Genomic DNA, 25,954 nt, shown 5'->3' on the forward strand with positions numbered 1-25,954 from the left:
TTCGAAGGAATACAAGGCATGCTACTGGCGCTGGCGCAATGGCTGCAGAATGACGCAAGCTTCTTGCGCGTGTTCAGTTATCTGACGTTCCGTGCGGTGATGGCCACCATCACCGCGATGGCGATCGGGCTTTTTCTCGGCCCGTGGGTGATCCGCAAGCTCACCGCAATGAAGGTCGGCCAGGCCGTGCGTACGGACGGCCCGCAGACTCACCTCGTGAAGTCCGGCACGCCCACCATGGGCGGCGTGCTCATTCTGCTGGGCATCGCGGTTTCCACCTTGCTGTGGGGCGACCTCACGAACCGCTTCATCTGGATCGTGATGCTCGTCACGTTCGGCTTCGGCGCGATCGGCTGGGTCGACGACTATCGCAAGGTCGTCTACAAGGACCCGCGCGGCATGTCTTCGCGCGAGAAGTACTTCTGGCAGTCGGTGATCGGTCTGTTCGCGGCGGTGTATCTCGCGTTCAGCGTCTCCGAGGCGAGCAACGTACGCGTGTTCGATCTCTTCATGGCGTGGGTGCGTAGCGGCCTGTCGATGGGCCTGCCCGCGCGCGCCGACTTGCTGCTGCCGTTCCTCAAGTCGATCAGCTATCCGCTCGGCGTGTGGGGCTTCATCGCGCTCACGTACTTCGTGATCGTCGGCGCGAGCAACGCCGTGAATCTCACCGATGGCCTCGACGGCCTCGTGATCATGCCGGTCGTGCTCGTTGGCGCATCGCTCGGCGTGTTCGCCTATGTGATGGGCAGCTCGGTCTACTCGAAGTATCTGCTTTTTCCGCATATTGCCGGAGCGGGCGAACTGCTCATCTTCTGTTCGGCGATGGGCGGGGCAGGGCTCGCGTTCCTCTGGTTCAACACGTATCCGGCCCAGGTCTTCATGGGCGACGTGGGCGCGCTCGCGCTCGGCGGCGCGCTGGGAACCATCGCGGTGATCGTGCGTCAGGAAATCGTGCTCTTCATCATGGGCGGCATCTTCGTGGCGGAGACGCTCTCCGTGATGCTGCAGGTCACCTGGTTCAAGTACACGAAAAAGCGTTACGGCGAAGGGCGCCGCATCTTCAAGATGGCGCCGCTGCATCACCATTTCGAACTGTCCGGCTGGAAGGAAACGCAGGTTGTCGTGCGTTTCTGGGTTATCACGCTGATGCTGTGTCTGATTGGTCTATCCACGCTCAAGCTGCGTTGAGCCTTTAAGTAAGCAAGGGAAGCAAGCGATGTTCGGCGAGAAGTTTCGGGATCGGCAAAAGCCGATGGTGCTCGTGCTGGGACTCGGGGAATCGGGTCTCGCGATGGCGCGCTGGTGCGCGCGGCATGGTTGCCGCCTGCGCATTGCCGACACGCGCGAAGTGCCGCCCAATCTTCCCGAACTCGCCGCGCGCGGCATCGACGCCGATTTCGTCGGCGGTCCGTTCACGACGGCGCTGCTCGACGGCGTGGAACTCGTCGCGATTAGCCCGGGCCTCTCGCCGCTCGCCGAAGATCTCGTGCCGCTGATCGCGGCGGCGCGCGAGCGCGGCATCGAAGTGTGGGGCGAGCTCGAACTCTTCGCGCAGGCGCTGCGCCATCTCGGCGAGAGCGGCTACGCGCCGAAGGTGCTCGCCATCACCGGCACGAACGGCAAAACCACCACGACGAGCTTGACCGGCATGCTCTGCGAGCGCGCGGGCAAGCGCGTGGCGGTGGCGGGCAATATCAGCCCGGCCATGCTCGACAAGCTTGCCGAAGCCATCGACAACACCGCGCTGCCCGACGTCTGGGTGCTCGAACTGTCGAGCTTCCAGCTCGAGACGGCGCACACGTTCGAGCCGGACGCCGCGGCGGTCCTCAACATCACGCAGGACCATCTCGACTGGCACGGCGGCCTCGACGCTTACGCGGCCGCGAAGGGCCGTATCTTCGGGCCGCGCACGACGCGCGTGCTCAACCGCGACGACGCGCGCGTCATGTCGCTCGCGAGCGCGAAGGCGAGCGGCGACGCGAAGATCGTGACCTTCGGCCTGAACGAGCCCGAGAACGACGGCGACCTGGGTCTGTTGCGCGAGAACGGCATGCAGTGGCTCGTGCAGGCCCACGACCTCGACGCGGCCGACGTGCCTGTCTCCCCGCGTCGCCGCAAGCAGCAGGAAGCGGCGCCCGTGAACCTCGGCATGAAGCGCCTCATGCCCGCCGACGCCCTGCGCATTCGCGGCCTGCACAATGCGGCCAACGCGCTCGCGGCGTTTGCGCTCACGCGCGCGATCGATCTCGCGCCCGCGCCGCTTCTGCACGGCCTGCGCGAGTATCGCGGCGAGCCGCATCGCGTGGAGCTGATCGCCTCGATCGACGGCATCGACTACGTGGACGACAGCAAGGGCACGAACGTCGGCGCGACAGTGGCGGCGCTCGACGGCCTCGCGCAGCGCACGGTGCTGATCGCCGGCGGCGACGGCAAGGGCCAGGACTTCGATCCGCTCGCCGCGCCGGTTGCGCGCTGGTGCCGCGCCGTGATGCTGATCGGCCGCGATGCGTCGAAGATCCGCGCGGCGCTCGAAGAAACCGGCATCGCGATGAGCGACCACGCGACGCTCGAAGAAGCCACGCGCGCGGCGACGGCGCTCGCGCAACCCGGCGACGTCGTGCTGCTTTCGCCCGCTTGCGCGAGCCTCGACATGTTCCGCAACTACGCCCATCGCGCGGCCGTGTTCCACGACACCGTAGAAGAAATCGCCGCAGAACGGGGGACGATGATATGAGCTGGTCCGAGCGATTCGGTGCGCGCCTCTCGCGCGAAAACGGCCAGGCCGGCGGCTCGTCGAGCGGCGGCGCGCGCTCGGGCGGTCTCGCGAGCGTCGTCAACGGCGTGCGTCCCGGACGCTCGCGCATGCTCGACTACGACCACTCGCTGCTGTGGGCCGTGATCGCGCTGCTCGGGCTTGGCGTGGTGATGGTCTACTCGGCCTCGATCGCCATGCCCGATTCGCCCAAGTACGCCTCGTACCGCGACTGGGCGTTTCTCGTGCGCCACCTCGTTTCGCTCGCGATCGCCACGGTCGCGGCGCTCGTCGCGTTCCGTATTCCCGTTTCGACGTGGGAGCGTTACGCGCCCAAGCTCTTTCTCATCTCGCTCGCCATGCTGGTGGTCGTGCTGATTCCGCACATCGGCAAGGGCGTGAACGGCGCGCGCCGCTGGATTCCGCTCGGCGTGACGAACATGCAGCCGTCGGAAATCATGAAGCTCGCCGTGACGATCTACGCTGCGAACTACACGGTGCGCAAGCAGGAATACATGCATAGCTTCGCGAAAGGCTTCCTGCCGATGGCATTCGCCGTGGGCGTGGTCGGCGCGCTGCTGCTGCTCGAGCCTGACATGGGCGCATTCATGGTGATCGCCGCGATCGCCATGGGCGTGCTGTTCCTCGGCGGCGTGAACGGCAAGCTGTTCGGCGGCCTCGTGGCCACGGCAGTTGGCACCTTCACGCTGCTCGTGTGGGCGTCGCCGTGGCGCCGCGAGCGGATCTTCGCGTACCTCGATCCGTGGGACGACCGCTACGCACAGGGCAAGGCGTACCAGCTCACGCACTCGCTCATCGCGTTCGGTCGCGGCGAATGGTTCGGCGTGGGTCTTGGCGGCAGCGTCGAGAAGCTCAACTATCTGCCGGAAGCGCATACCGACTTCATTCTCGCCGTGATCGGCGAGGAACTCGGTTTCGTCGGCGTCCTCGTCGTGATCCTGCTGTTCTACTGGATCGTGCGCCGCTCGTTCGAGATCGGCCGTCAGGCGCTCGCGCTCGACCGCACGTTCGCGGGCCTCGTCGCCAAGGGTCTTGGCGTGTGGTTCGGCGCGCAGGCCTTCATCAACATGGGCGTGAACCTGGGTCTCTTGCCGACCAAGGGTCTCACGCTGCCGCTCGTGAGCTATGGCGGCTCGGGCATCCTGCTCAATTGCGTCGCCGTGGCGTTGCTGCTGCGCGTGGATTACGAAAACCGGGTCCTGATGCGCGGAGGCAAGGTATGACCGCAGCGACGCGCACGCTCATGGTGATGGCCGGCGGCACCGGGGGACACGTGTTCCCGGGGCTCGCCGTCGCGCATCGCATGGAACAGTGGGGCTGGCGCGTGGTGTGGCTCGGCAATCCCGCAGGCATGGAAGCGACGCTCGTGCCCAAGCACGGCATCACGATGGAATACGTGCGCTTTGGCGGCGTGCGCGGCAAGGGCATCAAGACCAAGCTGATGCTGCCGCTGAACCTGCTGCGCGCCTGCACGCAGAGCCTCGCGGCGCTGCGCCGCGTGAAGCCCGACGTCGTGCTCGGCATGGGCGGCTACATCACGTTCCCGGCGGGCGTGATGAGCGCGCTGTCGGGCCGTCCGCTCGTGCTGCATGAACAGAATTCGATCGCCGGCCTCGCGAACAAGGTGCTCGCGAAGCTGGCCAGGCGCGTGCTCGTGGCGTTTCCGGGCGCCTTGCCGAACGCCGAGTGGACCGGCAACCCGATCCGCGAGGCGCTCGAACACGTCGACGCACCGGCGGCGCGCTACGCCGCGCGCAGCGGTCCGCTGCGCGTGCTCGTGGTGGGCGGCAGCCTCGGCGCCACGGCGCTCAACGAAGTGGTGCCGCGCGCGCTGTCGCTGCTTGCACCAGAAGAGCGTCCGCACATCGTGCATCAGGCGGGCGCGAAGCACATCGACGCCTTGCGTCAAAACTATCTCGACGCCGGACTCGAACTGAACGACACGGTGCAGCTCGTGCCGTTCATCGACGACATGGCGAGCGCCTATCGGAACGCGGATCTCGTGGTCTGCCGTTCGGGCGCAATGACGGTGGCCGAGATCGCGGCCGTGGGCGTGGCGGCATGCTTCGTGCCGTTCCCCTACGCCGTGGACGACCACCAGACCACCAACGCCGCGTTCCTTGCCGACAAGGACGCAGCGCTCGTGGTGCAGCAACGCGACCTGACGGCGGAGGGACTCGCCGACTGGTTGCGGCATCAGACCAGAACATCGCTGGCGGAAATGGCCGGGCGCGCTCGCGCGCTCGCGAAACCCGACGCCGCCGATCAGGTCGCGCGCATCTGCGCGGCCGTGGCGGGCGTAGTAGCGGGAGGAAAGCAATGAAACACATCGTCAAACATATCCATTTCGTCGGCATCGGCGGCGCGGGCATGAGCGGCATCGCCGAAGTGCTCGTCAATCTCGGCTATCAGGTAAGCGGCTCGGACCTCGCGAAGAACGGGGTCACCGATCGACTCGCCGCGCTCGGCGCGCGCATCGCGATCGGCCATGCCGAAGAGAACATCGAAGGCGCGAATGCCGTGGTCGTTTCGACCGCGGTGCGCAGCGACAACCCCGAAGTGCTCGCGGCACGCCATCGCCGCATTCCCATCGTGCCGCGCGCCGTGATGCTCGCGGAACTGATGCGTCTGAAGCAGGGCATCGCGATCGCAGGCACGCACGGCAAGACCACCACGACCTCGCTCGTGGCGAGCGTGCTGGCCGCGGGCGGGCTCGATCCGACCTTCGTGATCGGCGGGCGTCTGATCAGTGCGGGTGCGAACGCGCGCCTCGGCACGGGCGACTTCATCGTGGCGGAAGCCGACGAATCCGACGCATCGTTCCTGAACCTGTTCCCGGTGATCGAAGTCATTACGAACATCGACGCCGATCACATGGACACCTACGGGCACGACTTCGCGCGCCTGAAGCAGGCGTTCATCGAGTTCACGCATCGCCTGCCGTTCTATGGCATCGCGGTGCTGTGCGTGGACGACCCGAACGTGAAGGAGATTCTGCCGTTCGTCTCGAAGCCGATCATCCGTTATGGCTTCGCGTCCGACGCGCAGGTGCGCGCGGTCAACGTGGTCGCGCGCGAAGGCAAGATGTACTTCACGGTGATGCGCGAAGACGCGCCGTCGCTCGACATCGTGCTGAATCTGCCGGGCACGCACAACGTGCAGAACGCGCTCGCTGCGATTGCGATCGCGACCGAACTCGAAGTCAAGGACGCCGATATTCAGCGCGCGCTCGCGGAATTCAACGGCGTGGGCCGTCGTTTTCAGCGCTATGGCGAAATTCCCGTCAACGGCGGCGGCGCCTGGACGTTGATCGACGACTATGGCCATCACCCGGTGGAAATGGCCGCGACGATCGCAGCGGCGCGCGGCGCGTTTCCCGAGCGCCGTCTCGTGCTGGCGTTCCAGCCGCACCGCTACACGCGGACGCGCGACTGTTTCGAAGACTTCGTGCGCGTGCTGTCGACCGTCGATGCGCTCGTGCTGACCGATGTCTATGCGGCCGGCGAAGCGCCGATCGTCGCAGCGGACGGCCGTGCGCTCGCACGCGCGATTCGCGTCGCGGGCAAGGTCGAGCCCGTGTTCGTCGAGACCGTGGATGAAGTGCCGGAGGCGCTAGCTGCTGTCGTGCGCGACGGCGATGTGGTGATTACGATGGGTGCGGGTTCGATCGGCGGTGTGCCGGGTCGAATCGCCCAACAGGAACAGAAGGCGTGAGTGACATGAGCAGTATCGATCCGAAACAATTTGGCAAGGTCGCGGTGCTGTACGGCGGCGTGTCGGCCGAGCGCGAAGTGTCGCTCAAGTCGGGCACGCTGGTGCTGCAGGCGTTGCAGAGCGCCGGCATCGACGCGCATCCGTTCGACCCGTCCGAGCGGCCGCTTTCGGCGCTCAAGGACGAAGGTTTCGTGCGCGCGTTCAACGCGCTGCATGGCGGCTATGGCGAAAACGGCCAGATCCAGGGCGCGCTCGACTTCTACGGCATTCGCTATACGGGCACGGGCGTGCTCGGCTCCGCGCTCGGGCTCGACAAGTTCCGCAGCAAGCTCGTGTGGCAGCAGCTCGGCATTCCCACGCCGCCGTTCGAGGCGGTGCTGCGCGGCGACGACTACGCGGCGCGCGCGCCGCAGATCGTCGCGAAGCTCGGCCTGCCGCTCTTCGTGAAGCCCGCGAGCGAAGGCTCGAGCGTGGCCGTGATCAAGGTGAAGGCGGAAAGCGAACTCGTGCCGGCGCTCGAAGAAGCCGCAAAGTTCGACAAGATCGTGCTGGTGGAAAAGAGCATCGAAGGCGGCGGCGAGTACACCGCGTGCATCGCGGGCGACCTCGATCTGCCGATCATCAAGATCGTGCCGGCGGGTGAGTTTTACGACTACGACGCGAAGTACATCCTCGACACGACGCAGTATCTGATTCCGTGCGGCGTCGCGCCGGAGAAAGAAGCGGAACTGAAGAAGCTCGCGCGCCGCGCGTTCGACGTGCTCGGCTGCACCGATTGGGGCCGCGCCGATTTCATGATGGACGGCGCAGGCAACGCGTACTTCCTCGAAGTGAACACGGCGCCGGGCATGACCGATCACTCGCTGCCGCCGAAGGCCGCGCGCTCGGTAGGCATCGAGTATCGCGATCTGGTGGTGCGCGTGCTGGCACAAACGCTAAAAGATTGAACCCCTGATTAATCTCTGACCGACGAATTGCCGAACCAGTAGTGAACCGACAATCTCGAAATGTGGAATAACGTACGCCAGCTCAACCTTGCCGCCAACGCGTTGCACGCGCTGCTCGCGCTCGCGCTGCTGGCGGCCGGCTGCTACTGGCTCGTGCAGCGTCCGAACTTCGCGCTGCGAGAGATCCGCATCGAGGGCGACACCGAGCACATCAACTCGCCCACCGTGCGTGCGAGCGTGGTCGGCCGGCTGAAGGGCAACTTCTTCACGGTCGATCTCGATACGGCGCGCGCCGCGTTCGAGCAGATGCCGTGGGTGCGTCACGCGAGCGTGCGCCGCGTGTGGCCCAACGCACTGGCTGTCACGCTCGAAGAGTACAAACCGCTGGGCACGTGGGGCAGCGATCAGCTCGTGAGCACGGATGGCGAGCTGTTCACGGCGAACCAGGGCGAACTCGACGAAGAGTTGCCCGCGTTCGACGGCCCCGACGGCACGGCGCCCGAGGTGGTTGCGCGCTACCGCGACCTGGAGAAGTGGTTCGCGCCGCTCGGGCTCACGCCCGACGAAGTGACGCTCTCGCCGCGTTACGCATGGACGGTGAAGCTCTCGAACGGCATGCAGGTGGAGCTGGGCCGCGAGCGCAACGCCGACACACTGAGCGAGCGTTCTCACCGCCTCATCGCGGCATGGTCGGCGGTAACGCAACGTTGGGGCAAAGAGATCGAATACGCGGACTTGCGTTATCCAAACGGGTTTGCGATAAGGGCGGCCGGCATGCGCTTCATCAGTGACACGCCCGCTCCGGGCAAGAAGTAACAGGACATCACACGCAACGAGCACGATATGAGTAAAGACTATAAGGATCTGCTGGTCAGCCTCGACATCGGGACGTCGAAGGTGGTGGCCGTCGTCGCCGAATTGAAGGGCGAAGGCCACTACGAAGTGATCGGTCTCGGCCAGAGCGAATCGAAAGGTCTCAAGAAAGGCGTGGTGGTGAACATCGAGGCCACAGTGCAGTCTATCCAGAGAGCGCTCGAAGAAGCGGAACTCATGGCCGACTGCAAGATCACTAACGTATTCACCGGCATTGCGGGTAGCCATATTCGCAGCTTCAACTCGAGCGGCATGGTCGCCATCAAGGAGAAGGAAGTCACGCAGGCAGACGTCGCGCGCGTGATCGAAACGGCGAAGGCGATCAACATCCCGACCGACCAGCAGGTGCTGCATATCCTCACGCAGGAATTCATCATCGACGGCCAGGAAGATGTGCGCGAGCCGATCGGCATGAGCGGCATCCGCCTGGAAGTGAAGGTGCATATCGTGACGGGCGCGGTGAGCGCGGCGCAGAACATCGTAAAGTGCGTGCGCCGTTGCGGCCTCGAAGTGAACGACCTCATCCTGCAGCCGCTCGCTTCGTCGCTGGCGGTGCTGACCGAGGACGAGAAGGAACTGGGTGTGGTGCTCGTCGACGTCGGCGGCGGCACGACCGACATCGCGATCTTCAGCGAAGGCGCGATTCGCCATACCGCGGTGATTCCGATCGCGGGCGACCAGGTGACGAGCGACATCGCCATGGCGCTGCGCACGCCCACGCCCGACGCGGAAGACATCAAGGTGAGCTACGGCATCGCGAAGCAGGCGCTCGCCGATCCGGACGAGATGATCGAAGTGCCGGGGCTGGGCGAGCGCGGTCCGCGCACGCTGTCGCGCCAGGCGCTCGCCGCCGTGATCGAGCCGCGCGTGGAAGAGCTTTTCTCGCTCGTGCAGCAGGTGGTGCGCGAGTCGGGCTACGAAGAACTGCTGAGCTCGGGTGTCGTGCTCACGGGCGGCGCCGCGATGATGCCGGGCATGGTGGAGCTGGGCGAGGACATTTTCCTGAAGCCGGTGCGCATCGGCGTGCCGGAATACGCGGGCGGTCTGGCCGACGTGGTGCGCAATCCGCGCTACTCGACGGCGATGGGCCTGCTCGTCGAAGGCCGCTCGCAGCGCATGCGCGGGCGCAAGGTTGCAGTGCAGTCGGGGTCGATGGGCCAGGTCTTTTCACGCATGAAGGACTGGTTCCTCGGCAACTTCTAACCACAGAAGTCGCAGGACAGAAGGCGAAGTACAAGCTTCGAAAATCGCGCTGGTGACGGCGGCTAGCGCGCAGTGGAAGGTTGCCCGATCTTCCACTGGATAACGGCCGAGGAGCGGAATCTTTTTCTTGACGGAGGCAACATGGAATTCCAGATGCTGGAAACCGAAACCAACGGCACCATCATCAAGGTGGTAGGCGTTGGTGGTGCGGGCGGCAATGCCGTGCAGCACATGATCAACCGCGGCGTGCAAGGCGTCGACTTCATCGTGATGAACACGGACGCACAGGCGCTCTCGCGCTCGCGTGCATCGGCCGTGATTCAGCTCGGCAACACGGGCCTTGGCGCCGGTGCGAAGCCGGAGATGGGCCGCGCGGCAGCAGAAGAAGCCCGTGAGCGCATCGCCGACGCACTGCGCGGCGCACACATGGTGTTCATCACCGCCGGCATGGGCGGCGGCACCGGCACGGGCGCAGCCCCGGTCGTCGCGCAGATCGCCAAGGAGATGGGCATTCTCACAGTTGGCGTGGTGAGCAAGCCGTTCGAGTTCGAAGGCGGCAAGCGTATGCGCGTGGCGGAAGCCGGCTCGCAGCAACTGGAGGATCACGTCGACTCGCTGATCGTCGTCCTGAACGACAAGCTGTTCGACGTGATGGGCGATGACGCCGAGATGGACAAGTGCTTCCAGTGCGCGGACGACGTTCTGAACAACGCAGTTGCCGGCATCGCCGAAATCATCAACGTCGACGGCCTCGTGAACGTCGACTTCGAAGACGTGAAGACGGTGATGGGCGAGCAGGGCAAGGCGATGATGGGCACGGCGACGGTTGCCGGTGTCGATCGCGCACGCCTCGCGGCGGAACAGGCCGTGGCGAGCCCGCTGCTCGAAGGCGTCGATCTGTCGGGTGCGCGCGGCGTGCTGGTCAACATCACGTCGAGCCGTTCGCTGCGTCTGTCGGAAACGCGCGAAGTGATGAACACCATCAAGAGCTATGCCGCAGAAGACGCGACGGTGATCTTCGGTGCGGTGTACGACGACGCGATGGGCGACGCGCTGCGCGTGACGGTGGTGGCAACGGGCCTCGGCCGCGCTGCGAAGAAGCAGCAAGCCGCGCCGATGCAACTGCTGCGCACGGGCACGGACAACCAGCCGATCCCGGCTCCGGCGGGTTCGTACGCACCGCAGCACAGCGGCCACGGCAACACGGCCGACTACGGCGCGCTCGACACGCCGGCAGTGTGGCGCACGTCGCGCGACACCGCGGCTTCGCACGTGCAGGCGCTGCAGGAAAAGGGCGTCGACACGTACGATATCCCGGCGTTCCTGCGCAAGCAGGCGGACTGACACGCGAGCCGATCTGACTGCGGCAGGGCACGCGTTGCCCTCGCCCGCAGACAGACAGCGCGCTGCGTAGCAATGAAGGCGAGCAAGGCCAGCAAGGCCGCATCCGCGAGGATGCGCGGCAGGGACGGTTGCCCGCCACGCGTTGAGCGTGGGGGACAGGCGCGGTGTCGCCAGGCGTTCCTGTGTAACCTTGGAGTACATCGTTGCCCAACATTGCACGACGCCAGCGCGACACGCTTGCGCATCGTTGCGAAGGACGAGTCATGATCAAACAGGGTGAAACGCTGCCCGAAGCGACCCTCTTCGAGTTCGTCGAAGACGCGCGCGAGGGTTGCACGCTGGGGCCGAACAGCTTCGACGTGCAAAAGGAAGCGGCGGGCAAGCGCGTGGTGATCTTCGGATTGCCGGGCGCGTTCACGCCCACGTGCTCCGCGAAGCACGTGCCGGGTTACGTCGAGCACTATGACGCGCTGCGCGCGGCCGGTGTCGACGAGGTCTGGTGCGTGTCCGTCAACGACGCGTTCGTCATGGGCGCGTGGGGACGCGATCAGCGTACCTCGGGCAAGGTACGCATGATGGCCGACGGCAGCGCAGCGTTGACTCGTGCACTCGGACTGGAGCAGGATTTGTCGGCGCGTGGCATGGGAATCCGCTCCCAGCGCTATGCGATGGTGGTCGACGACGGCGTGGTCAAGACGCTGCACGTCGAAGCACCCGGCAAGTTCGAAGTGAGCGATGCTGCGAGCATACTTGCCACGTTGACCCGCGCATGAGCGCGTTCGCGGGCGCGGCGTTGCCCTGAAGCAACGTGTACCTGCGGCGCAAATGTGACAGGCGATTACGTGAGCCCAGCGGGCCGATTACCCCGGGAACGCCTCCGTTCCGGGCGTCGGCCCGCGCTCCATCCCCATTGGGTAACACGGGGAAACAGTTTGTCACGCCGGTGAAAACGACGGACTCGGCGCAACTGGAGTATAATTCGTGCTATGAATTAAAAAGTCCCGATTGGGATTTTCAATGAGCAAGAAGACCATGTTGAAGCAGCGAACCATCAAATCAATCGTGAAGACAGTCGGCATCGGCCTGCATTCGGGGCGCAAGGTCGACCTGACGCTCCGTCCGGCGGCGCCGAACACGGGCATCGTGTTTTCGCGCGTGGATTTGCCGACGCCGGTGGACATCCCCGCATCGGCGATGGCGATTGGCGATACCCGCCTCGCTTCGGTGCTGCAGAAAGACGGCGCACGTGTCTCGACGATCGAGCACCTCATGTCCGCCTGCGCAGGCCTTGGCATCGACAACCTCTACGTGGATGTGACCGCCGAGGAAATTCCGATCATGGACGGCAGCGCGGCTTCGTTCGTGTTCCTGATCCAGTCGGCGGGTATCGAGGAGCAGAACGCTCCGAAGAAGTTCATCAAGGTCAAGAAGCCCGTGGAGATCCGCGACGGCGACAAGTTCGCACGCCTCGACCCTTACTTCGGCTTCAAGCTCAAGTTCACGATCGACTTCCGCCACCCGGCCGTCGACAAGACGGGTCAGGCGCTCGAAGTGGACTTCGCGAATACCTCGTACGTGCGCGAAATCGCGCGCGCCCGCACGTTCGGCTTCGCGCACGAAGTCGAGATGATGCGCGAGCTGGGCCTCGCGCGCGGCGGCAGCATGGACAACGCCATCGTGCTGGACGAGTACCGCATTCTGAACAACGACGGCCTGCGCTACGACGACGAGTTCGTGAAGCACAAGATGCTCGACGCGATCGGCGACCTGTACGTGGTCGGCCATCCGCTGCTGGCGGCGTACGACGCGTACAAGTCGGGCCACGGCCTGAACAACGCGCTGCTGCGCGAGCTGCTCGCGAATGAGGACGCCTACGAGATCGTTACGTTCGACGATCCGCAGAAGGCGCCGCGCGGCTTCGGCTACGAGGCACAGACCGCATTCGCCTGAGTTTCGGGTGCGATCTGGCAGTAAAAAGGGCAGCTATATGCTGCCCTTTTTCTTTTTTGCGCGGCTTCGAGAAATTTCGGCGCCGCAGATCAGCGCTTTTTGGTGTGGCGCGCCGCCATCTTCGCGAGGGCGGCCTGCAGCGGCGAGGCCTCGAGCGTCTCGCTCAGCGCCTGGAGCGCTGCCGCGCCGGCCGGCGTCATGCGCGCCTGCTTGGGCGGCGTGGGATCTTTCACGGCTTGCGGACGCACGCGGATGCGCACACTGTTCAACGCCCAGCCGCGCGCCTGCAGGTCGGCCACGAGCCGGGGCTCCAGATGCCGCAACCGCGCGGCTAGCGCATTGTGCGCGGTGAAAAGGGCCAGCGTGCCGTCCTTGATGAAGCCGGGCTCGACGCTCGCCGCGAGATAGTCGGGCAGCAGCGCGTTCAGGTCGCGCTGGATCGCCGCGATCTGCTCGACGCCGGCGCGCAGCGGCGCGAACGCGTCCGTGCGGCTCAGCACTTCAGCGAGCGGCTGGGGGGCGCGTGGTCCCCTGGACCTTGAAAACGGCGAGAAACGGCTCATGTGGCGTAAGGAGGGGCGAGCGCGCGGACGGGACTCTGATGCCGTCATTGTAGCCTGCGCACCGCTCATCCAAGCGCCTTCAGGCCATTCGGCCAGGGCCGCATCGCGGCCCTTCGCCGCACGGCGGGAAGGCCGTCCGTGCGGGCACCGCGCGCCAGAGCCGTCTTCGCGCTGACACAGGCGGGTGAGAGGGCGCGTGCTAAAATGCCCGATTCGAATCCACCATTTTTGGGCTAAAGCCGCCGAGGTCCCTCCGGTCCGGATGCGTAGTGCACACATGCACAACCCGCTGAACCCGCCCTCAGGAATCACGGCCGAAGCCGCGACGCAGACACCGATCCGATGACCACCGGTTTCTTACAGAAAATCTTTGGCAGCCGCAATCAGCGCCTGATCAAGCAATATCAGAAGACGGTCGCGGCGATCAACGCGCTCGAACCGAAGATCGAGCAGTACACCGACGAGCAACTGCGCGCGAAGACGGTCGAGTTCCGCGAGCGCGTGGCCAATGGCACCTCGCTCGACGAACTGCTGCCCGAGGCGTTCGCCGTTTGCCGCGAGGCGAGCAAGCGCGTGCTGAAAATGCGCCACTTCGACGTGCAGCTGATCGGCGGCATGGTGCTGCATTACGGCAAGATCGCTGAAATGCGCACCGGCGAAGGCAAGACGCTCGTCGCCACGCTGCCCGTCTACCTGAATGCGCTGTCGGGCCGCGGTGTCCACGTCGTGACGGTGAACGACTACCTCGCGCAGCGCGACGCCGAATGGATGGCGCGCCTCTACAACTTCCTCGGTCTGTCCGTCGGCATCAACCTGTCGCAGATGGACCACGCGACGAAGCAGGAAGCGTACGCCGCGGACATCACCTACGGCACGAACAACGAGTTCGGCTTCGACTACCTGCGCGACAACATGGTCTACGAGACCGAGGCGCGCGTGCAGCGTGCGCTGAACTTCGCCGTGGTCGACGAGGTGGACTCGATCCTGATCGACGAAGCGCGTACGCCGCTCATCATCTCGGGCCAGGCCGAAGACCACACCGAACTCTACGTGCGCATGAACGCGCTGCCGCCGCTGCTCGAGCAGCAGATCGGCGAAGAGAAGGCCGACGGCACGGGCGTGGAAAAGCCGGGCGACTACACGCTCGACGAAAAGGCGCGCCAGGTGTTCCTCACCGAGTCGGGCCACGAGAAGGCCGAGCGCATGCTCTCCGAGTGGGGCCTGATCGGCCAGGGCGAAAGCCTCTACGCGCCGCAGAACATCACGCTGATGCACCACGTGTACGCCGCGCTGCGCGCCCACACGCTGTTTCACAAGGACCAGCACTACGTGGTGCAGAACGGCGAAGTCATCATCGTCGACGAATTCACCGGCCGTCTGATGGCCGGCCGCCGCTGGTCGGACGGCCTGCACCAGGCCGTGGAAGCGAAGGAACACGTGAAGATCCAGAGCGAGAACCAGACGCTCGCTTCGATCACGTTCCAGAACTACTTCCGCATGTACGCGAAGCTCTCGGGCATGACGGGTACGGCCGACACCGAAGCGTACGAATTCAACGAGATCTACGGCCTCGAAACGGTGGTGGTCCCGACGAACCGCACACCCAAGCGGATCGACAAGCAGGATCAGATCTACAAGACGGCGAACGAACGCTACGACGCCGTGATCCGCGATATCCGCGAATGCTACGAGCGTGGTCAGCCGGTGCTGGTCGGCACGACGTCGATCGAAAACTCGGAGCTGCTTTCGAACCTGCTCACGAAGGCCGGTCTGCCGCACGAAGTGCTCAACGCGAAGCAGCACGCGCGTGAAGCCGCGATCGTCGCTGAAGCGGGCCGTCCGCAGCGCGTCACCATCGCCACCAACATGGCGGGCCGCGGTACCGACATCGTGCTGGGCGGCAATGCGGAGAAGCAGGCAGCGTTTATCGAAGCCGACGAAGCGATTCCCGCCGACGAAAAGGCGCGCCGCATCCAGCAACTGCACGACGAGTGGCAAACGCTGCACGATCAGGTGAAGGCCGCGGGCGGTCTGCACATCATCGGCACCGAGCGTCACGAGTCGCGCCGGATCGACAACCAGCTGCGCGGCCGTGCGGGCCGTCAGGGCGACCCGGGTTCGTCGCGTTTCTATCTCTCGCTCGAAGACCCGCTGCTGCGCATTTTCGCGGGCGACCGCGTGCGCGCGATCATGGACCGCCTGAAGATGCCGGAAGGCGAGGCGATCGAGGCGGGCATCGTCACGCGTTCGATCGAATCGGCGCAGCGCAAGGTCGAAGCGCGCAACTTCGACATCCGCAAGCAGCTGCTCGAATACGACGACGTCTCGAACGATCAGCGCAAGGTGATCTACCAGCAGCGCAACGAACTGCTCGAAGCGCATGACATCACCGAAACGATCGGCGCGATGCGTCATGGCGTGATCACCGACATCGTGCGCCAGTTCGTGCCGCACGGCAGCATCGAAGAGCAGTGGGACGTGCCCGAGCTCGAAGAAGTGCTGCGCAACGAATGGCAGCTCGACCTCGCGATCCAGGAGATGATCAACGAGTCGTCGTCGATCGACGCCGATGAAATTCTCGAAGCCGTACTGGCCGCCGGCGACGAAGCGTACGAGCAGAAGGTCGCGCTCGTGGGCCGCGAATCGTTCAGCGCGTTCGAGCGCTCGGTCATGCTGCAAACGCTCGACCGCAGCTGGCGCGAACACCTCGCGGCGCTCGACCACCTGCGCCAGGGCATCCATCTGCGCGGCTATGCGCAGAAGAACCCGAAGCAGGAGTACAAGCGCGAGGCGTTCGAACTGTTCGCCGCGATGCTCGAAGCCGTCAAGCTCGAAGTCACGCGCATCGTGATGAACGTGCAGATCCAGTCGCCGGAGCAGCTCGAACAGGCGGCCGAGCAGATCGAAGAGCAGGGCCATCATGTCGAGAACGTCGAGTTCCGCCATGCCGAATTCGCCGAAGCCGACACGGCGCCGGCTCCCGCGGCTGCCGCACCGGTGGCTGCCGACGCCGCCGCCGCGATGGTGGGCGCGGCCATGAGCCATACGCCGCCGGTGGGCAGCGAGATGCCGAAGGTGGGCCGCAACGATCCGTGCCCGTGCGGCAGCGGCAAGAAGTACAAGCAGTGTCACGGCAAGATCGCGTGACGCAGGCTTGAACGTAGATTCCGGTGGCCCGCTTTCCCTGGCGGGCCTTGCGTTTTGAATCCCGATGCCGGCCAGGCTCCAGCGCCCTGGCCGGCATTGCCATTTCGACAGGTCGCCACCATGGCTGTCAATTTTCCCTCGATTGATCCCGCACAACTTCATCCGGTCGCCGGCGTGACGCTCGGCTGGGCGGAAGCCAACATCCGCAAGCCCAATCGCAAGGACGTCCTGGTGATTTCCGTCGACGAAGGCGCGAGCGTTGCCGGCGTGTTCACGCTGAACCGTTTCTGTGCCGCGCCGGTGACGGTGTGCCGCGAACATCTCGCGAAGGTGCGCGCCGGCGGCAAGGGCATTCGCGCGCTGGTGGTGAACACCGGCAATGCGAACGCGGGCACCGGCGAGCCGGGCATGAAGCACGCCCGCGAGACCTGCGATGAACTCGCGCGCCTGGCCGGCCTCGAATCCTCGCAGGTGCTGCCGTTCTCGACCGGCGTGATCCTCGAGCCGCTGCCCATCGACCGCCTGAAGGCGGGCCTGCCTGCCGCGCTGGCGAACCGCAAGGCCGCGAACTGGTACGACGCCGCGCAGGCCATCATGACGACCGACACGCTGCCGAAGGCCGTGTCGCGCCAGGTGACGGTCGACGGCCACACCGTCACGTTCACGGGCATCAGCAAGGGCGCGGGCATGATCAAGCCGAACATGGCGACCATGCTCGGCTTCCTCGCTTTCGATGCGAACGTCGCGCAGCCCGTGCTCGACGAACTCGTGAAGTACGTGGCGGACCGCTCGTTCAACTGCGTCACGATCGACGGCGATACCTCGACCAATGACTCGTTCATCATGATCGCCTCGGGCAAGTCGAGCCTGCCCGCGATCACCTCGACGGACACGCCCGCCTACGCCGCGCTGCGCGACGCCGTGACGGCCGTCGCCCAGGAACTCTCGCAGCTGATCGTGCGCGACGGCGAAGGCGCGACCAAGTTCATGACCGTGCAGGTGGAAGGCGGCAAGGACGTGGCCGAGTGCCGCCAGATCGCCTATGCGATCGGCCATTCGCCGCTCGTGAAGACGGCGTTCTACGCATCGGACCCCAACCTCGGCCGTATCCTCGCGGCGATCGGCTATGCCGGCGTGACGGACCTCGACGTCGACAAGATCGACCTGTATCTCGACGACGTGCTCGTGGCGAAAGCGGGCGGTCGCAACCCGGCCTACCGCGAAGAAGACGGTCAGCGCGTCATGAAGAAGAGCGAGATCCTGATTCGCGTGCTGCTCGGCCGCGGCGACGCGCAGGCCACGATCTGGACCTGTGACCTCTCGCACGACTACGTGAGCATCAACGCGGATTACCGCTCCTGATTTCAAGCGCCTTCACCACATGGACAAGCTCGAACAGTTTCTGACCCGCGCCGAAGCGCTGCTCGGCCGCCTCGAGGCCGTGCTGCCGCCGTCGGCACCCGATGTCGACTGGAACGCGGCCGTCGCGTTTCGCTGGCGCAAGCGCCAGGGGCACGGCTTCCTGCAGCCGGTGCCCGCGATCTCGCTGATCTCGCTCGACGACCTGCAGAACATCGACCGGCAGAAAGATCTCATCGACCGCAACACGCGCCAGTTCGTGCAGAAGAAGCCCGCGAACAACGTGCTGCTCACCGGCGCACGCGGCACCGGCAAGTCATCGCTGATCAAGGCCTGCCTGAACGCGTACGCGCAACAGGGCCTGCGCCTGATCGAAGTCGACAAGGACGATCTGCATGACCTCGGCGATATCGTCGATCTCATCTCGACGCGCCCCGAGCGCTTCATCGTGTTCTGCGACGACCTCTCGTTCGAGGAAGGCGAATCGGGCTACAAGGCGCTGAAGGTGGCGCTGGATGGCTCGGTGGCTGCGCAGTCGGACAACGTGCTGATCTACGCGACCTCGAACCGGCGCCATCTGCTGCCCGAGTACATGAGCGACAACGAGACGTACAAGCACATGCCCGACGGCGAGATTCATCCGGGCGAAGTGGTGGAAGAGAAGATCTCGCTGTCCGAGCGTTTCGGCCTTTGGGTGAGCTTCTATCCGTTCAAGCAGGACGACTATCTGACGATCGTCGGCCACTGGCTGCGCCATTTCGGTTGCGACGACGCCGAAGTCGAATCGGCGCGCGGCGACGCACTCGTCTGGGCGCTGGAGCGCGGCTCGCGTTCGGGCCGCGTGGCGTGGCAATTCGCACGCGACTGGTCGGGCAAGAAGGCGCAAGAGGCATGAGCGCCGAGGCCAACACCGCAAACGATGCTTCCGGAAAGACACGCCCCGTGACGGAAGTCGCGGTGGGCGTGCTGGTGCAGCCCGATGGCCGCTACCTGCTCGCGCAGCGCCCCGCAGGCAAGCCGTATGCAGGCTACTGGGAGTTTCCGGGCGGCAAGCTGGAACCGGGCGAAACGGTCGAAGCGGCGCTCGCGCGCGAGCTGCACGAGGAGCTGGGCATCGACGTGATGGCGTGCCACCTGTGGCACACGCTCGAACACGATTACCCGCACGCCTACGTACGGCTCTACTTCTGCAAGGTGACCGAGTGGACCGGCGAGCCGCATGGCCGCGAAGGTCAGGCGTTCGTCTGGCAGTCGCTGCCGGCGAGCGTCGAGCCGCTCTTGCCCGCGACGATTCCTGTGCTGGAGTGGCTCGCCGCGGAGTAACACCCAGCGGGCCACGACGATGCAAAAGGCCGCTGTGTGTGATGCACAGCGGCCTTTTTTCGTCCGGCGCAAGCGCGTCGCGGCGCTCGCTTACTGGCGCGTATCGGTGGGCGGCGCGTCTTCAGGCGGCGTTTCGTCGTCGGCGCCGCCAATGCGGTATTTTTCGGCCGCCCATGCGCCGAGGTCCATCTGCTTGCAGCGCTCGGAGCAGAACGGTCGGAAGCGGTTTTCCGGCACCCAGCGGACTTCCTTGCCGCAGGTCGGACATTTGACGACAGTGGTCATGCGATAGAACTTTGGTTGCGTTGAGTCTGGCGTGGCGGCGCGTCCGGTTTTACAGGCTGCACAGCGTGAGCTGGAACGGCACGTCCTGATCGACGGCCCGCGGACGCAGATCGCCATCCTGCACGGTGAAGCGCACCCACAGCATGTACTTGTTGGCGCTCGCCTCGGGAATCATGCGCAATTCCGGTGCCACGCGGACCTGCATGAGCTGATACGCACGGCCCGACAGCATCTGCTGATAGCTGCCCTGCATCGCCATCACCTTCGACGCCTGGCCCGACTCGCGCGCGAGGCGTAGCACGATGGCGGCGGCGTCGCGCAGCGGCAGCAGCGGCGTGACCCATTTCGCGATGTCCTGGCGGCGCTGATCGGCGTGCAGTTGCTGCCACGCGTAATACGACGGCAGATCGAACTTGCAGGTGCCGCCGGGAATGATCGCGCGGCTGCGGATGCTCGTGAGCCACTCGTTGTCCATCAGGTGCTGGCCCGTCTTGCCTTGCATCTGCGTGAGGCCGGCGAGCGTCTGCTCGATTTCGCCCAGCACGGTTTCGAGCGCATTCTGCTCGATGCCGGGATTGCCGCGGAACGGCGCGAGCGTTTGGCGCTGCCGCTCGAGTTCCTTCATGAGATCCGACTTCAGGTCGGCGCGGCCTGCGACTTCGGCGATTTCGAAGAGCGTCGTAAGCGCGACGTGATGTTCCCTCGGATCCTCCTGGGTCAGGAAAAACGTGAAGCGCTCGAACAGGTCTTCGAGGCGCAGCAGCGTCCGGATTCGCTCGTTGAAGGGATACTCGTAAAGAATCAAGCGCGCTCGCCTCGGGCGTGGTAGGTGACGGATTGCAGGACATTCTAATGCCGTGGGACTACGGTCGCAATCGCGCCGGGCCGGCGCTATGCCGATGTGACCCGCTAATCGCGCGCGGATGGCGCCTTTTACGCTTTACTGGCCTTTTCGGCAGCGAGCCTGAGATACGTCTGGTGCAATGCGTCGACGTCCTGATCGAGCGTTTCGAGCGTCGCACCGTTGTCGTTCACCACCACGTTGTCGGCGGCCGCGAGGCGTGCTTCGCGCGTGGCCTGCCGCGCGATGATGGCGAGCACTTGCTCACGTGTGAAGCCATTGCGGCGCATGACACGCGCGATCTGCGTTTCCACGCTGCAATCGACGGTGAGCACGCGATCGACACGCGTTTTCCAGGTGCCCGACTCTACGAGCAAGGGCACGACCACGATCACGTACGGCCCGCTGGCCTCTCGCGTTTCGCGTTCGGTCTCGGAGCGGATCAACGGGTGCGTGATGGCCTCGAGCCGCTTGCGCGCGGACTCGTCGCCGAACACGAGCGTGCGCATGCGCGCGCGGTCCATCGAACCGTCCGGCGCGACGAATTCAGGGCCGAATTCCGCGGCGATCTGCGCCATCGCGACGCCGTGCGGTGCGGTAATGCGATGCGCGATGAGATCGGTGTCGACGATCGTCACGCCGCGCGCGGCAAAGCCATCCGCGACCGTGGACTTGCCGCTGCCGATGCCGCCCGTCAATCCGACCGCGAACATTTGATCAGTTCCCCCACGCAAATACGCCATACAGCGGTGTGCCCGCAAACAATGTGACGAGTGCGCCAGCGGCCAGATACGGGCCGAACGGCAGCGGCTCTTCGAAACGCATGCGTCCCGTCAACGTAGCGATGATGCCGACGAGCGCGCCGGCCACTGCGGCGATCACGACGATCTGCGGCAGCGCGCTCCAACCGAGCCATGCGCCGAGCGCGGCGAGCAGCTTGAAGTCGCCGTGGCCCATGCCTTCTACGCCACGCAACAGCTTGAAGATCCAGTAGACGCACCAGAGCGCCAGATAGCCCGCGACCGCACCGATCACCGCTTCGCGCAGCGTGACGAAGGTGCCGGCAAAATTGACCAGAAACCCGACCCACAGCAGCGGCTGCGTGATCTCGTCGTGCAGCATCTGGTGTTCGAGGTCGATGGCGCTTGCAGCGATGAGCGTGGCGCACAACACGAAGGCGGCGAGCGCCTTGCCGGTGGGTCCGAAGGCGAGCAATGCGCCGGCCGCGCAGGCCGCGCCCGCGATCTCGATGAGCGGGTAGCGCACGCTCACGCGCGCATGACAGTGCGAGCAGCGCCCGCGCAGCGCGACCCAACTGAGCACCGGGATGTTTTCCCGCGCGCGCAGGACGTGGCCGCAGTGCGGGCACGCGCTGCGTGGGAGCCAGAGGTTGTAGCGCGCAGGCAGCCCGTCTTCTTCGAAGAGCGGACCGGGCGTGCCCGTCGCTTCGGCCACATCGGCGCGCCACGCGCGCTCCAGCATGATCGGCAGCCGGTGCACGACGACGTTGAGGAAGCTGCCGATGACGAGCCCGAACGCAATGGCGAAGACCATGAGCACGCCGAACGGCAGAGCGGCGAGAGCGGCTGCGAGCGGCGTTGCGGTATCGGGCGTGGACAGGAGTTGGACGGGCATGAGAGGGAACCGGAATCTGGCTGCGATGCTACACCACGTTGCCCAGTTGAATGATGGGAAGATACATCGCCATGACGAGGCCGCCGACCAGCGCACCGAGCACGACGATCACGAGCGGCTCGCACAGGCTCGACACGAGCGCGATCTTTTCGTCGACCTGACGGTCGGCGAGCGAGGCCACATCGAGCAACATCGCATCGAGCGCGCCCGATTCTTCCGCGACCGCAACGGGCTGAACCACATCGGCCGGAAAGCATCCCGCCGCACGCATGGCTGCGGCGAGCCGCTCGCCGTGCCGCAGGCGCTCGCTGATACCTGCGCTCGCGCGATCGAAGAAGGCGTTGCCGCTTGCGTGCGCGAGCGAATCGAAGGCGTCGGCGAGCGGCGTGCCGGCGGCGAGCAGCGTACCGAGCGCTCGGCTCCAGCGGGCGGCACACAGTGTGGTGAGCAGCGCACCGCAAAGCGGGAGCCTCAGCAGCGTGCATCCGAACGCGATGCGCGTGGCTTCCGAGCGGCGCAAGCCCGCTCGCAGGGCGAGCGTGCCGGTGGCTGCGGCTACGGCAGCCGGCACGCTCCAGCGCGCGGCGCCCGCCGAGAGCGTCAGCACGAACCGCGTGGGCGCGGGCAGGGCAGCGCCGAAGCCGTCGAAGATCTGCTTGAACGTGGGCACGACCCAGACCAGCAACGCCGCCGTAATGACAAACGCGAGCAGCAGCACTGCGACGGGGTAGGTGAGCGCGGCGCGCACTTTGGCGCGCTGCGCGGCGGCACGCTCGCGGTCGTCGGCGAGGCGCGCGAGTACGGCGGCGAGCGCACCCGAGGCTTCGCCAACGGCGACGAGCTGGCAATACAGCGCGTTGAAACGCGCCGGATGTTGCGCGAGCGAGTCGGCGAAGCGCAGGCCGCCGGCGATGTCGCGCGCGAGCGCGGCGGCAATGCGCGGCATGCCGTTCGGTCCCGGCGAGAGCGCGAGCAGTTCAAGCGCGTTCGCAAGCGGCAGGCCGGCGCGCAGGAGGCTCGCGAGCTGGCGCGTAAAGCGTGTGACGTCCGCGTGACGTGCCTTGGGCGCGCCTGCGCTCGACCTGCGCTCGATGGCGAGCACGGTGATGCGCTCGCGCTTGAGCGCGGCGCGCACAGCCGCGGCGTCGAGCGCGATCAGCGTGCCACGCCTGGTCGTGCCCGATGCGTCGAGACCGCGCCACACGAAGCGCCACTCGGATGGGCCGCGATGGGCGCGCGCGGCGCTCATGGCGCTTCCGTTGCGGCAAGCGCTTCGGCGAGGCTCGTGGTGCCGTCGCGCACGCGTGCGAGCGCCGCGTCGCGCAGGGTTGCCACACCGCTTCTGCGTGCTGCGCGAGCGATTTCGTGCGCGCCGCTCCCAGTGACGATCAGGTCGCGGATGGTCTCCGAGATCGGCAAGACCTCGTGAATTCCCACGCGGCCGCGATAGCCGATGCCGTGGCAAGCCTCGCAGCCGCGCGCAATATAAGGCTGCGTCATGTCACCGTCGTAGGTGTTGAGTCCCGCCGCGACGAGTGCCGCCGGCGAAGCTTCGCCGCGCACGCGGCATTGCGGGCATAGCCGCCGCACGAGACGTTGCGCCGTGACGAGCCGCAGCGAGGCCGCCAGGTTGTACGGTTCGACGCCGATGTCGACGAGCCGTGCGCAGGCCGCGCTGGCGTCGTTCGTGTGCACGGTCGAGAGGACGAGATGGCCGGTCTGCGCGGCCTTGACGGCCACGCTGGCGGTTTCTTCGTCGCGGATTTCGCCGATCATGATGACGTCCGGGTCCTGGCGCAGCAGCGCACGCAGTGCTACCGCAAAGGTGAGCCCGGCCTTCTCGCGCACGTTGACCTGATTGATGCCTGCGAGCTGGATTTCGGCGGGATCTTCCACCGAGCAGAGATTGCGCGTCGTGCCATTGAGCCTTTGCAGGAAGCAGTAGAGCGAGAGCGTCTTGCCGCTGCCGGTGGGGCCCGTGACGAGGACGAGACCATGCGGCGCGCCGATCGCTTCGGCTACGGTGCGCTGTTGCGCTTCGTCGAGCCCGAGTTCGGCAAGCGACAGATCGGCGGGGAGCGCTTCGAGCCTGCGCAATACGAGCTTTTCGCCGTGCAGCGTGGGCAGCGAATTCACGCGATAGTCCTCGGCGGCTTGCGACGCCCCCGAGAGTGCGAGCCGCAGCCTGCCGTCCTGCGGAATGCGCCGTTCGGCGATGTCCATGCGGGCGAGCACCTTGATGCGCGTGACGAACGCATCGCGCAGATGCGCGGGCGGCCGCACCATTTCGTGCAGTACGCCGTCGATGCGCAGGCGCACGCGCCAGCCGTGTTCCATCGGCTCGATGTGCAGATCGGAGGCGCTGCGCCGCGCGGCTTCGCGCAGCGTTTCGGAGAGCAGGCGAACGGCGGGTGCGTCGTCTAGCTGCGGTACAGAGACAGGCGCAGATGTGCGCGCCGTCGAGCCACCACCCGTACCGCCTTCGGCAGCCGCGGCGGCAAAAGGGCGCGCACGATAAGGAGTAGAAAGCATCGGCATGCCGGCGCGAAGCCGCCTCGAACAGATGACGCCTTCATCATGGCGCGAGGCGCACTGCGCCGCCACCCGGCCGAACGGCTAACGTCCCGGCAGCAGCTTCTTCGCCTTTTGCAGCGTGCCCTGGCGCGGCTTGGCGCCGGGTTTGAAGAGCTTGACCGTGCGTACGGCCTGGTCGTCGCTGCGTAGCACTTCGAGCTTCACGTCGCCGATCTGCAGGCACACGTCGCCTTCGGGAATCTCTTCGAGCACTTCGAGGATCAGGCCGTTGAGCGTCTTGGGCCCATCCGTGGGCAGCTTGATATGCAGCCAGCGATTGAGTTCGCGCAAAGGCATGCTGCCCGGCACGATACATTCGCCTTCGTCGTTCCAGCCGCCGCGTCCGGTGCCGCTGCGCGGCATCGAGGTGGTGAATTCGCCGATCAGCTCCTCGATGATGTCTTCGGGTGTCACGAGTCCTTCCATCTCACCGTACTCGTTCACGACGAGCGCGATGCGATGGCGGCTTTCCTGGAAGTACTGAAGTTGCTGGAATCCAGGCGTGCCCGTGGGCACGAAGTACGGCTCGGCAAGCAGTTCGCGCAGCGTCTCGCGCTCGAATTCCTGGTTATGCAGCGCGGCCAACGTCTTGCGCACATGCAGCACGCCGAGCACCCGGTCGATGTCGCCTTGATAGACGATCAGCTTGTTGTGATAGCAGGTCTCGAGCTGATGCAGGATGTCTTCGAGCGGGGCGTCGTAGTCGAGCGCCTCGATGCGCCGGCGCGGAATCATCACGTCGTCGACGGTGATGTTCTCCAGGTCGAACAGGTTGAGCAGGATGCTGCGGTGCTTGGTCGGCATGAAGCTGCCCGACTCGAGCACGATGGTGCGCAACTCCTCGGTGGAGAGCCGCTGGTCATGCGCCTTGTGCGTATTGATGTGCAGGATGCGCAGGATGGTGTTCGCAAACATGTTGACGAACCAGATGAGTGGCTTCGTCACACGCATGAGCGGCGCGATCAGCAGGCTCGCGGGCAGCGCGATTTTTTCCGGAAACGTTGCGCCCACAATCTTCGGCGTGATTTCCGCGAACACGATGATGAGGAACGCGACGATGCCCGTCGCGATCGAGAGCACGAGGTTATTGCGGCCGAACGTATGGAGCGCGATCGAGGTCGTGAGGACCGGGATGATGGTGTTGAAGAGATTGTTGCCGATCAAGATCACCGAAAGCAGCAGGTCGGTGCGCGCGAGCAGCTTCTGGGTGGTCTTCGCGCCGAGCGTGCCGTGATTGGCGAGGTATTTGAGCCGATGGCGATTGAGCGCCATCATCGCCGTTTCGGAGATGGAGAAGAAGCTGGAGCAGATGAGCAGGACGAAGACGGCGCAAATCTGCGCCCATAAGGGAAGGTGGTCCACGCGTCGAGACAATGAGGGGGGGCGGATGGGGAAACTATAACAGAGGGGTACCGCAGTTCCA

Annotated in this window: 23 protein-coding genes; 15 read left to right on the forward strand and 8 right to left on the reverse strand. The window is 65.5% G+C overall.

What is annotated here, in order from left to right; all coding sequences use genetic code 11:
- The first annotated feature begins 18 nt into the window (after window positions 1-18).
- From mraY to lpxC, 11 genes are all read left to right on the forward strand, one after another.
- Window positions 19-1,188, forward strand: coding sequence for a phospho-N-acetylmuramoyl-pentapeptide-transferase (mraY, locus tag AB4Y42_RS08985; RefSeq protein WP_028207787.1), 1,170 nt, complete (start codon window positions 19-21; stop codon window positions 1,186-1,188).
- A 28-nt stretch (window positions 1,189-1,216) separates the two neighbouring features.
- Window positions 1,217-2,734: a UDP-N-acetylmuramoyl-L-alanine--D-glutamate ligase gene (gene murD, locus AB4Y42_RS08990; protein ID WP_368694004.1), complete on the forward strand. Its 1,518-nt coding sequence runs from the start codon at window positions 1,217-1,219 to the stop codon at window positions 2,732-2,734.
- A complete protein-coding gene (gene ftsW / locus AB4Y42_RS08995) occupies window positions 2,731-3,996 on the forward strand; it encodes a putative lipid II flippase FtsW (RefSeq protein WP_368687498.1) in 1,266 nt (421 codons plus the stop codon). Before murD ends, ftsW begins: the two co-directional genes overlap by 4 nt.
- Window positions 3,993-5,096, forward strand: a complete 1,104-nt coding sequence (murG, locus tag AB4Y42_RS09000; protein WP_368687499.1) for an undecaprenyldiphospho-muramoylpentapeptide beta-N-acetylglucosaminyltransferase — start codon at window positions 3,993-3,995, stop codon at window positions 5,094-5,096. The genes ftsW and murG overlap by 4 nt, the downstream gene beginning before the upstream one ends.
- A complete protein-coding gene (gene murC, locus AB4Y42_RS09005; protein WP_368687500.1) occupies window positions 5,093-6,487 on the forward strand; it encodes a UDP-N-acetylmuramate--L-alanine ligase in 1,395 nt (464 codons plus the stop codon). The genes murG and murC overlap by 4 nt, the downstream gene beginning before the upstream one ends.
- Window positions 6,488-6,492: 5 nt before the next feature.
- A complete protein-coding gene (locus tag AB4Y42_RS09010) occupies window positions 6,493-7,434 on the forward strand; it encodes a D-alanine--D-alanine ligase (protein ID WP_368687501.1) in 942 nt (313 codons plus the stop codon).
- Between the two features lie 60 nt (window positions 7,435-7,494).
- Window positions 7,495-8,250 carry a cell division protein FtsQ/DivIB gene (locus tag AB4Y42_RS09015; RefSeq protein ID WP_322033927.1) on the forward strand — a complete coding sequence of 252 codons (756 nt, stop codon included), beginning with the start codon at window positions 7,495-7,497 and terminating at the stop codon, window positions 8,248-8,250.
- A 27-nt stretch (window positions 8,251-8,277) separates the two neighbouring features.
- Window positions 8,278-9,510: a cell division protein FtsA gene (ftsA, locus tag AB4Y42_RS09020; RefSeq protein WP_042270315.1), complete on the forward strand. Its 1,233-nt coding sequence runs from the start codon at window positions 8,278-8,280 to the stop codon at window positions 9,508-9,510.
- A 141-nt stretch (window positions 9,511-9,651) separates the two neighbouring features.
- The gene (gene ftsZ, locus AB4Y42_RS09025; protein WP_028207795.1) at window positions 9,652-10,854 is read left to right on the forward strand and encodes a cell division protein FtsZ; all 1,203 of its coding nucleotides are present in this window, start codon (window positions 9,652-9,654) and stop codon (window positions 10,852-10,854) included.
- A gap of 263 nt (window positions 10,855-11,117) precedes the next feature.
- Window positions 11,118-11,627 (forward strand): peroxiredoxin, encoded by a 510-nt coding sequence (locus tag AB4Y42_RS09030; protein ID WP_368687502.1) that lies wholly within the window; start codon window positions 11,118-11,120, stop codon window positions 11,625-11,627.
- A 259-nt stretch (window positions 11,628-11,886) separates the two neighbouring features.
- Window positions 11,887-12,804 carry a UDP-3-O-acyl-N-acetylglucosamine deacetylase gene (gene lpxC / locus AB4Y42_RS09035; protein WP_133183019.1) on the forward strand — a complete coding sequence of 306 codons (918 nt, stop codon included), beginning with the start codon at window positions 11,887-11,889 and terminating at the stop codon, window positions 12,802-12,804.
- A gap of 89 nt (window positions 12,805-12,893) precedes the next feature.
- Here the strand turns inward: lpxC and AB4Y42_RS09040 are convergent, their stop codons facing one another.
- Window positions 12,894-13,367 carry a DciA family protein gene (locus AB4Y42_RS09040; RefSeq protein WP_368687503.1) on the reverse strand — a complete coding sequence of 158 codons (474 nt, stop codon included), beginning with the start codon at window positions 13,365-13,367 and terminating at the stop codon, window positions 12,894-12,896.
- 342 nt (window positions 13,368-13,709) lie between these two features.
- Here AB4Y42_RS09040 and secA point away from each other — a divergent pair, with 342 nt between their 5' ends.
- The 4 genes from secA to mutT all read left to right on the forward strand — a co-directional run bounded on the left by secA (window position 13,710) and on the right by mutT (window position 19,196).
- Window positions 13,710-16,514, forward strand: coding sequence for a preprotein translocase subunit SecA (gene secA / locus AB4Y42_RS09045; protein WP_368687504.1), 2,805 nt, complete (start codon window positions 13,710-13,712; stop codon window positions 16,512-16,514).
- 120 nt (window positions 16,515-16,634) lie between these two features.
- A complete protein-coding gene (gene argJ, locus AB4Y42_RS09050; RefSeq protein ID WP_368687505.1) occupies window positions 16,635-17,876 on the forward strand; it encodes a bifunctional glutamate N-acetyltransferase/amino-acid acetyltransferase ArgJ in 1,242 nt (413 codons plus the stop codon).
- 19 nt (window positions 17,877-17,895) lie between these two features.
- Window positions 17,896-18,768, forward strand: a complete 873-nt coding sequence (locus AB4Y42_RS09055; protein WP_368694005.1) for an ATP-binding protein — start codon at window positions 17,896-17,898, stop codon at window positions 18,766-18,768.
- On the forward strand, window positions 18,765-19,196 hold the full coding sequence (gene mutT / locus AB4Y42_RS09060; RefSeq protein WP_368694006.1) for an 8-oxo-dGTP diphosphatase MutT: 432 nt from the start codon (window positions 18,765-18,767) through the stop codon (window positions 19,194-19,196). Before AB4Y42_RS09055 ends, mutT begins: the two co-directional genes overlap by 4 nt.
- Before the next feature lie 90 nt (window positions 19,197-19,286).
- Here the strand turns inward: mutT and AB4Y42_RS09065 are convergent, their stop codons facing one another.
- The 7 genes from AB4Y42_RS09065 to AB4Y42_RS09095 all read right to left on the reverse strand — a co-directional run bounded on the left by AB4Y42_RS09065 (window position 19,287) and on the right by AB4Y42_RS09095 (window position 25,893).
- Window positions 19,287-19,481, reverse strand: coding sequence for a DNA gyrase inhibitor YacG (locus AB4Y42_RS09065; protein ID WP_028207803.1), 195 nt, complete (start codon window positions 19,479-19,481; stop codon window positions 19,287-19,289).
- Between the two features lie 49 nt (window positions 19,482-19,530).
- Window positions 19,531-20,286, reverse strand: coding sequence for a cell division protein ZapD (gene zapD / locus AB4Y42_RS09070; RefSeq protein ID WP_254356868.1), 756 nt, complete (start codon window positions 20,284-20,286; stop codon window positions 19,531-19,533).
- Window positions 20,287-20,414: 128 nt separating this feature from the next.
- A complete protein-coding gene (coaE, locus tag AB4Y42_RS09075; protein WP_368687508.1) occupies window positions 20,415-21,035 on the reverse strand; it encodes a dephospho-CoA kinase in 621 nt (206 codons plus the stop codon).
- A gap of 4 nt (window positions 21,036-21,039) precedes the next feature.
- Entirely contained in the window at window positions 21,040-21,957 is a 918-nt protein-coding gene (locus AB4Y42_RS09080) for an A24 family peptidase (RefSeq protein ID WP_368694007.1), read from the reverse strand.
- A gap of 28 nt (window positions 21,958-21,985) precedes the next feature.
- The gene (locus AB4Y42_RS09085) at window positions 21,986-23,206 is read right to left on the reverse strand and encodes a type II secretion system F family protein (protein WP_368687510.1); all 1,221 of its coding nucleotides are present in this window, start codon (window positions 23,204-23,206) and stop codon (window positions 21,986-21,988) included.
- The gene (locus tag AB4Y42_RS09090) at window positions 23,203-24,489 is read right to left on the reverse strand and encodes a GspE/PulE family protein (RefSeq protein ID WP_368694008.1); all 1,287 of its coding nucleotides are present in this window, start codon (window positions 24,487-24,489) and stop codon (window positions 23,203-23,205) included. Before AB4Y42_RS09090 ends, AB4Y42_RS09085 begins: the two co-directional genes overlap by 4 nt.
- A gap of 84 nt (window positions 24,490-24,573) precedes the next feature.
- Complete coding sequence (locus AB4Y42_RS09095; protein WP_083245610.1) at window positions 24,574-25,893, reverse strand: HlyC/CorC family transporter; 1,320 nt, start codon at window positions 25,891-25,893, stop codon at window positions 24,574-24,576.
- Window positions 25,894-25,954: the final 61 nt, after the last annotated feature.

The organism is Paraburkholderia sp. EG286B, from assembly GCF_040965655.1.
Taxonomy (GTDB): Bacteria; Pseudomonadota; Gammaproteobacteria; order Burkholderiales; family Burkholderiaceae; genus Paraburkholderia.